This is a genomic window from Listeria kieliensis (assembly GCF_003369925.1).
GTDB classification, from domain to species: Bacteria; Bacillota; Bacilli; order Lactobacillales; family Listeriaceae; genus Listeria; species Listeria kieliensis_A.
Window position 1 is genome coordinate 1 of the sequence record NZ_LARY01000005.1, and the last position, 7,319, is coordinate 7,319.

The 7,319-nt window shown below is 41.0% G+C and carries 6 protein-coding genes and 1 rRNA gene; all 7 read right to left on the reverse strand.

Annotation, left to right across the window (positions count from 1 at the left end):
* Positions 1–284: 284 nt before the first annotated feature.
* The 7 genes from UR08_RS12905 to rrf all read right to left on the reverse strand — a co-directional run bounded on the left by UR08_RS12905 (position 285) and on the right by rrf (position 7,310).
* A complete protein-coding gene (locus UR08_RS12905; protein WP_115754087.1) occupies positions 285–1,331 on the reverse strand; it encodes an Mrp/NBP35 family ATP-binding protein in 1,047 nt (348 codons plus the stop codon).
* 160 nt (positions 1,332–1,491) lie between these two features.
* Positions 1,492–2,403, reverse strand: coding sequence for a cation diffusion facilitator family transporter (locus UR08_RS12910; RefSeq protein ID WP_115754088.1), 912 nt, complete (start codon positions 2,401–2,403; stop codon positions 1,492–1,494).
* A 110-nt stretch (positions 2,404–2,513) separates the two neighbouring features.
* Positions 2,514–4,991 carry an ATP-dependent Clp protease ATP-binding subunit gene (locus UR08_RS12915; protein WP_115754089.1) on the reverse strand — a complete coding sequence of 826 codons (2,478 nt, stop codon included), beginning with the start codon at positions 4,989–4,991 and terminating at the stop codon, positions 2,514–2,516.
* A gap of 27 nt (positions 4,992–5,018) precedes the next feature.
* Entirely contained in the window at positions 5,019–6,053 is a 1,035-nt protein-coding gene (locus tag UR08_RS12920; protein ID WP_115754090.1) for a protein arginine kinase, read from the reverse strand.
* The gene (locus UR08_RS12925) at positions 6,050–6,589 is read right to left on the reverse strand and encodes a UvrB/UvrC motif-containing protein (RefSeq protein ID WP_240616100.1); all 540 of its coding nucleotides are present in this window, start codon (positions 6,587–6,589) and stop codon (positions 6,050–6,052) included. Before UR08_RS12925 ends, UR08_RS12920 begins: the two co-directional genes overlap by 4 nt.
* A complete protein-coding gene (locus UR08_RS12930) occupies positions 6,582–7,040 on the reverse strand; it encodes a CtsR family transcriptional regulator (RefSeq protein ID WP_115754092.1) in 459 nt (152 codons plus the stop codon). Before UR08_RS12930 ends, UR08_RS12925 begins: the two co-directional genes overlap by 8 nt.
* 154 nt (positions 7,041–7,194) lie before the next feature.
* Positions 7,195–7,310: ribosomal RNA gene (rrf, locus tag UR08_RS12935) — 5S ribosomal RNA — on the reverse strand.
* Positions 7,311–7,319: the final 9 nt, after the last annotated feature.

The following is a 7,319-nucleotide window of genomic DNA, read 5'->3' on the forward strand; positions in this document are numbered from 1 at the left end:
GACTTTGCTAGCTTATTTACTAGTTTTGTTTTGGAAATCGCTCTCGATTTCCTGCCCTGCGAATTGATTGGTGAAACATACTGTTTCATCGCTTTTTCGTCTTCTTTTTGTTCAGTTTTCAAAGGTCGATTTCTTGAGTTTCTGTTGCGCATTTAGCGCATCAGCAACGTTTATTAATATACCAATTTTCAAGCCGTTCGTCAATAGATTTCCAAAACTTTTTTCATTTTATTTTGCCCACATGCAATTTTTGCATATTCACACAACAAATCCCTCGTATTAAATCACTTTAAATCCATTGATACATCTGACTTAGTGATAACTTCATCCGCCAAGTTCAAAAAAGACTCACTTAATAAATCTTCTGAGTTGTAAATACCATCTACATATCCAGCTGTATTTTTAACCGGTTGCTCCATACGAAGTTGAGCTAAAAGGTCAACATCTAAATCAGTAGCTACTTTTTCTCCCCCACCTGCTCCAAACAATTCTACTAAGCGCCCATCAATATTTACTGCAGACATATTTTCCACTACCCCTAAGATATGATGTCCATTTTTTCTAGCCATATAGCCCGCACGAGAAGCTACTTGTGCAGCAGCATAATGAGGTGTTGTTACAATCAGTTCAAAACAACTTGGGAGTAAGGCGTGAATATCTAGCGCAACATCTCCCGTTCCAGGTGGTAAATCAATAATTAAGTAGTCTAGCTCTCCCCATTTTACTTCCTCTAAAAACATCTTCACCATTTTTCCAAGCATTGGTCCACGCCAAATTACCGGTTCCCCAGATTCAACAAAGAAATCCATCGAAATCATTTTCACACCATGTGTCTCAACAGGAATAATGAAGTTTCCTTCTTTTTTTGGTGCAGTCATTTCACCAAAAAGCACAGGCAAGCTAAACCCATAAATATCTGCATCTAACACGCCTACTTTTTTCCCACGCTTGGCTAGAGCAACCGCTAAGTTAGCTGCAATAGTTGACTTCCCAACTCCACCTTTTCCACTTGCAATAGCTACAAACTTCGTTTTACTAGATTCACTTAAAATTCCCTCACGTTGTTCTAAAATCGAATCAATGACATCCGAAGCCAAGTATTGTAAATCTAGCACAATTTCTTCAAATCCAAACTGACCTAGCATCTCCTGTATATTGGCCGAAAAAGCCTCCTTATCGACCTCAGGATCAGCAAGAGCTAACTCTAGAATGACTTTGTCAGGCTTGATCACTTCTATTCCTAAAACTCCGTTTGTTTCTTCGAGTGTTGCCTCTAATAATGGGTCGACCAAACGGTTCATTAGTTTCCCAACTTGTTGTTCATTTAACATGATTTCCCCTCCATGAAATTATCGAATCCGGTTTCATTATTATAGCATAGCCGCCAATTTTTTTCACAAACGAACGCTACAAACAAAAAAGATGAGCGCATTTCGGCCTCATCTTTTTTGTTTATTTATTGTCAAAACGCTTGAGCGCAATGTCTATTCACTAGTTACAGTGGTCATGTGCAATAGACCGTTCCATTTGAATAGTAATATGTGAAACATGGAACTGATTTTCAATTCCTGCACGCAACCTTTCCAAAAGCGCATCCCTATCAACATGTTCAGCAACCCGCAAATGTACGGTTAGCGACGGGAAGTCCGATGAAATCGACCAGACATGTAAATCATGTACACTTTCAATTTCAGGTTGTTCGAGCAAGTAATTTCGAATTCCCTCAACTTCTACATTCGCTGGTTTGCCTTCCATCAAAACCTGAATAGATTCACGGAAAACTCGAATTCCACTAATCAATACAAAAATAGACACGAGTACACTTGCGATTGGATCGGCAATATCCCAACCAAAGAAAATAATAAGAAGTGCAGCTGCAATTGCTCCAACAGAGCCAAGTAAGTCCCCTAATACATGTAAAAAAGCACTTCGCATATTTAAGTTGCCGCTTGTATCGCCTTTTGCAAGAATATAGGCAACTAAAATATTGACTAATAGCCCTAAAACAGAGATTGTCATCATGCCGGATCCAATAACTTGTTTTGGCTCAAAGAAGCGGTGGTAAGCTTCATAAAAAATAAATAAAGAAATAAGAATTAGCGTTAGCCCATTAAAAAAAGCAGCTAAAATTTCAAACCTTCTATAGCCATACGTTTTGGAGTTACTGGCTGCTTTTTCCCCAAATTTAAAAGCTAGCAAACTAAGCCCTAACGCAACTGCATCACTTAACATGTGACCAGCATCTGACAAAAGTGCTAAACTATTTGTTAATATCCCCCCTACTACTTCTGCCACCATAAAGCCAGCAATCAAAATAAAACTGATTAAAAGAGCTTTTTTATTGGCACTGTGAGTGTGAGAGTGTCCATGTCCGTGGTGATCGTGTGAATGATGTGGTCCCATCTTTATTCCTCCCAATTTCTTTATATGTTAATATTAGCATATACGCATAATAAGAGCAACCTTTTTCACATAAAAAAACCGAAACCCGTAAAGGGCTTCGGTTTTCCACGTTATGATTTAGCTTTTGTTTTAGATTTTTGGTTTGTTTTTTTTACCGAGTTTGCTACTTTATCTTTTTTTCGAACTTCGAGCTCCCCATCTTTTACGCCAATTTCAACAATATCTCCTGGCTCGATATTTTTGCGCAATAACTCTTCAGAAAGGCGATCCTCGATGCTTTTTTGAATCGCACGTTTAAGTGGGCGAGCACCATACTCAGGATCATAGCCTTCTTTCGCGATTTTTGCTTTTGCTCCTTCTGTGAGTTTCACATGGATATCTCGTTCAGCAAGACGTTTTGTCAATTGTGAAGTTAGCAAAGTAACAATTTGTTTAAGTTCTTTTTCTGTTAGTGAATGGAAGACAATTGTTTCATCAATCCGGTTGATAAACTCCGGACGGAATGCGCGCTTCAATTCCTGCATCACGCGGTGTTCCATGGCTTTATAGTCCTGCGTTAAATCAGTGACATTAAATCCAACAGATTTGTCTTCTTTCATTTCCTGCGCACCAATATTTGAAGTCATGATAATCACAGTATTTCTAAAATCTACTACGCGTCCTTTAGAATCCGTTAGACGCCCGTCATCAAGAACTTGAAGTAACATATTGAACACGTCTGGGTGCGCTTTTTCAATTTCATCAAGCAAAACAACCGAATAAGGATTTTGGCGGATTTTTTCAGTAAGTTGACCGCCTTCTTCATAACCGACATAGCCTGGAGGAGACCCAACTAGGCGTGCAGTCGAGAATTTTTCCATATACTCCGACATATCAACACGAATCATCGCACTTTCATCGCCAAACATAGATTCCGCGAGCGCTTTAGCAAGCTCTGTTTTCCCAACACCCGTTGGTCCAAGGAAAATAAATGAGCCAATTGGACGTTTCGGATCTTTAAGCCCCGCTCTTGCACGACGAACAGCCAGCGCAACAGCTTTCACCGCCTCATCTTGGCCAATTACACGCTGATGCAGCACCTTTTCCATGTTGAGCAACTTATCCGTTTCTGTTTCAGCAATTTTTGTAACTGGGATACCCGTCCAGCTAGAAACAACTTCTGCGACTATGTCTTCTGTGACTTGGCTATTATCCCGCCCTTGTTTTTCTTTCCAATTTAGTTTCTTTTCTTCTAATTGCTGCCTAATTTTCTTTTCCTTATCACGGAAAGCAGCCGCTTTTTCAAATTCTTGACCTTGTACAGCCGCATCTTTTTCCTTCTTAAGCTCACTTAATTCCACTTCAAGATCTTTCAAGTTTGAAGGAGTTGTGTAAGCTTTCAAGCGAACCTTAGAACCCGCTTCATCAATTACATCAATAGCTTTATCCGGCAAGAAACGATCTGAGATATAGCGATCAGAAAGTCTAACAGCCGCTTCAAGTGCCTCATCCGTGATGGCTACTCGGTGATGTGCTTCATAACGGTCCCGTAATCCATTCAAAATTTGAATGGATTCATCAATTGTTGGTTCTCCAACTTTGATCGGTTGGAAACGACGTTCTAACGCGGCATCTTTTTCGATATATTTACGGTATTCATCGAGCGTTGTTGCCCCAATACATTGCAATTCACCACGTGCTAGAGGTGGCTTCAAGATATTTGAAGCATCGATTGCACCTTCAGCACCACCAGCGCCGATAAGAGTATGCAATTCATCAATAAACAAGACCACATTGCCCGCTTGACGAATTTCATCCATGACTTTCTTAAGTCGATCTTCAAACTCACCACGATATTTCGTGCCAGCAACAACCGTTCCCATATCAAGCGTCATTACACGTTTTCCCCGTAGCGTTTCTGGGACTTCATTGCGAACAATTTGTTGCGCTAAGCCTTCCGCAATCGCTGTCTTCCCAACCCCAGGTTCCCCGATTAAAACAGGGTTATTTTTCGTGCGTCGGCTGAGTACTTCGATCACGCGTTGAATTTCTTTTGCGCGACCAATCACTGGGTCGAGGTTGTCTTCCCGCGCAATCACTGTTAAATCTCGCGCTAAACTATCGAGCGTTGGTGTTGCTTGTGTATTCGTTTGTCTTCCAGCTGTGCCATTATCTCCACCGCCAAGAAGCTGAAGCACTTGTTGACGCGCTTTGTTCAGGCTAACACCCAAATTACTGAGCACTCGAGCTGCTACACCTTCCCCTTCTCGAATCAAGCCAAGTAAGATGTGCTCTGTCCCCACATAGCTATGTCCAAGTTTGCGTGCTTCATCCATTGAAAGCTCAATGACTTTTTTCGCACGCGGTGTATATTGAATCGTCGTAACGGTTTTTTCACCTTGACCGATTAATTCTTCTACTTCTTGTTGAACTTTTTCTGGGCTGATCCCAAGTTCATAAAGCGCCTTTGCAGCAATTCCTTCGCCTTCACGAACTAAACCAAGCAAAATATGTTCTGTTCCAAGGTTGCTATGGTTCAGTCGCATCGCTTCTTCCTGCGATAGGGCAAGAACTTTCTGGGCTCTTTGTGTAAAACGTCCAAACATCATATCGTTTTCCTCCTTTGTGGCCATCCATTAAACTTCTTCAAGAATATCACGAATAACAGATGCTCGAATAACTTTTTCCTCTAATTCATCCATATCTTGCCCCCGCGCTTTTCGTAAAAAGGCTGGTTGCGAAAATATTAGCAGTTCATTAATTTTTTGGCGAGAGATATGCTCAAAATAACCTAATTCAATTCCTAAACGCAATTCAGAAATAGCTTCTCCACTTTCTTGCGTAGAAATCACACGACTATTTTTCAAAACACCATAAGCTCGGTAAACGCGGTCTTCAAGTGAAATATGGAATTTTTGTTTTAAACTTGTTCGACTAACTCGTTCTTGCATAATTACTTGTTCCATGATTTGCGTTAAATCACTAACAATATCCTCTTCCGTCTTTCCAAGCGTTACTTGATTTGAAATTTGAAAAATATTGCTTTCAGACCGACTTCCCTCACCGTAAATTCCGCGAATCACAAAACCAATACTTCTGAGTGCCTCAGCGATCTTTTTCAGCCGTTTAGTAGCAACAAGCCCAGGCAGATGAACCATCACAGAAGCACGCAATCCCGTTCCAAGGTTCGTAATACAACTCGTAAGATAACCAAATTCTTTGTGAAAAGCGAAAGGATAGGCTTGCTCAATTTGTCCAGTCATCCGAAGTGCATTTTCGAGCGCATCAAACAGCCTAAGGCCAGGTTCGAGGCATTGCACGCGCAAGTGATCCTCTTCATTTGTCATGATGCTCACATTTTCAGTGGGACTAATAAACACTGCCCCATGCTCACTTTCATTCATCAAATATGGGCTAATCAAATGTTTCTCCACAAGAAGCGCCCTATCTAGTATCCCGAGCTCCTCCATCTTAAACAAAAGAAAAGAATCATCCAATACACACTTCACACGTTCCACAACCGCATCTCGCTGCTCATAAAACGGAAACAGCTCATCCTCAAAATTTCTTGCAATCCGAACGCGCGAACTAAGGACAACATCTGCATCATCGCCATCTTTAGACAGCCAAGAGCTGAGCATAGGAGCAAAAACACGATTTTGTTCTGTCATTCCTCTTCACCCGCTTTCCCTTCAAGCGATCGAATTTCATCGCGTAAACGAGCTGCTTCCTCAAAGTTTTCCAATTCAATCATCTTTTGGATTTGCTCTCTCAGCGCAAAAATACGCTCCTCACGCTCTGATTCAGCTACAAAAGCAGCAGGAACCTTCCCAACATGCTTTGCGTGGCCGCCTTGCACTTGTTTTGCGGCTTGTAAAATTTGTTCATAAAAAGCGTCATAACAATCCGAACAACCTGCTCGATTCGTCTTACGAAACGTATCAAAATCAAGCCCACATGAATCACATACCAATTGCTTTTTCCCAGAAGTTTCACCTGCTACAACTTTATTCCCATCGAGCATTGATAAAAAGCTAAGTGCTAATTCGTTAAAAGCCTGAATCTTATTTTCTTCTTCCAGATTGGCGCAGCTTTCACATAAATAGACCTCTTCAAGACTCCCATCAGAATGCAAATGTTGAATTCTAGTTACTGCTTCATTTTTCCCACAACGTTCACAAAGCATCTTCTCACTCCAATCAGTCATACTTCAAAGCTGCAAGCATTGCTTCCAAAATACGACTTCTTAAAATATCTCGGTCTGGTAAAGGAATAATTAAAACTTGCCGATCTAAAGCCGACATCATCATTCTCGCTTCCTTCTTTGTCACCACTTCTTCTTCCAAGAGTCTTAATACAACATCTTCAGCAAAAGCTTGCGAGACCTTTTTTTCATGCACCATCGCGATGATTGCATCAAGTAGTTGTAACTTATCATTCATCTTCACTTTAATGATCCGAATGTAGCCACCACCGCCTCGCTTACTTTCAACAATGTAGCCACGTTCCATGGTAAACCGTGTGTTGATTACATAATTAATTTGCGAAGGTACACACTCAAATTTATCTGCTATTTCGCTTCGCTTTATTTCAACAGCTTCATTTGCTTCTAAAACCTGCTTTAAATAGGCTTCAATTATATCAGATATATTTCTCATTTGAATACTCCTTTCCTGCACAACCGAGAAAACATCACTTGACTTTGACTATAGTTGACTTTAATTATACATGATTTCACACCACTTGCGCAAGTAGACTGACTGCACAAAAAAACACTTAAAATCGCTAAGATTTTAAGTGTTTTAGCTATTTGCCCGGCGGCGACCTACTCTCACAGGGGGAAGCCCCCAACTACCATCGGCGCGGAGAAGCTTAACTACCGTGTTCGGGATGGGAACGGGTGTGACCTTCTCGCCATAGCCACCAGACAAGGAATC

Bases quoted from the DNA above. Each gene is read 5' to 3' on its own strand.
- UR08_RS12920 (WP_115754090.1), bottom strand. From the start codon at position 6,053: ATGACAGAACAAAATCGTGTTTTTGCTCCTATGCTCAGCTCTTGGCTG.
- UR08_RS12915 (WP_115754089.1), bottom strand. From the start codon at position 4,991: ATGATGTTTGGACGTTTTACACAAAGAGCCCAGAAAGTTCTTGCCCTA.
- UR08_RS12925 (WP_240616100.1), bottom strand. From the start codon at position 6,589: ATGACTGATTGGAGTGAGAAGATGCTTTGTGAACGTTGTGGGAAAAAT.
- UR08_RS12930 (WP_115754092.1), bottom strand. From the start codon at position 7,040: ATGAGAAATATATCTGATATAATTGAAGCCTATTTAAAGCAGGTTTTA.
- UR08_RS12905 (WP_115754087.1), bottom strand. From the start codon at position 1,331: ATGTTAAATGAACAACAAGTTGGGAAACTAATGAACCGTTTGGTCGAC.
- UR08_RS12910 (WP_115754088.1), bottom strand. From the start codon at position 2,403: ATGGGACCACATCATTCACACGATCACCACGGACATGGACACTCTCAC.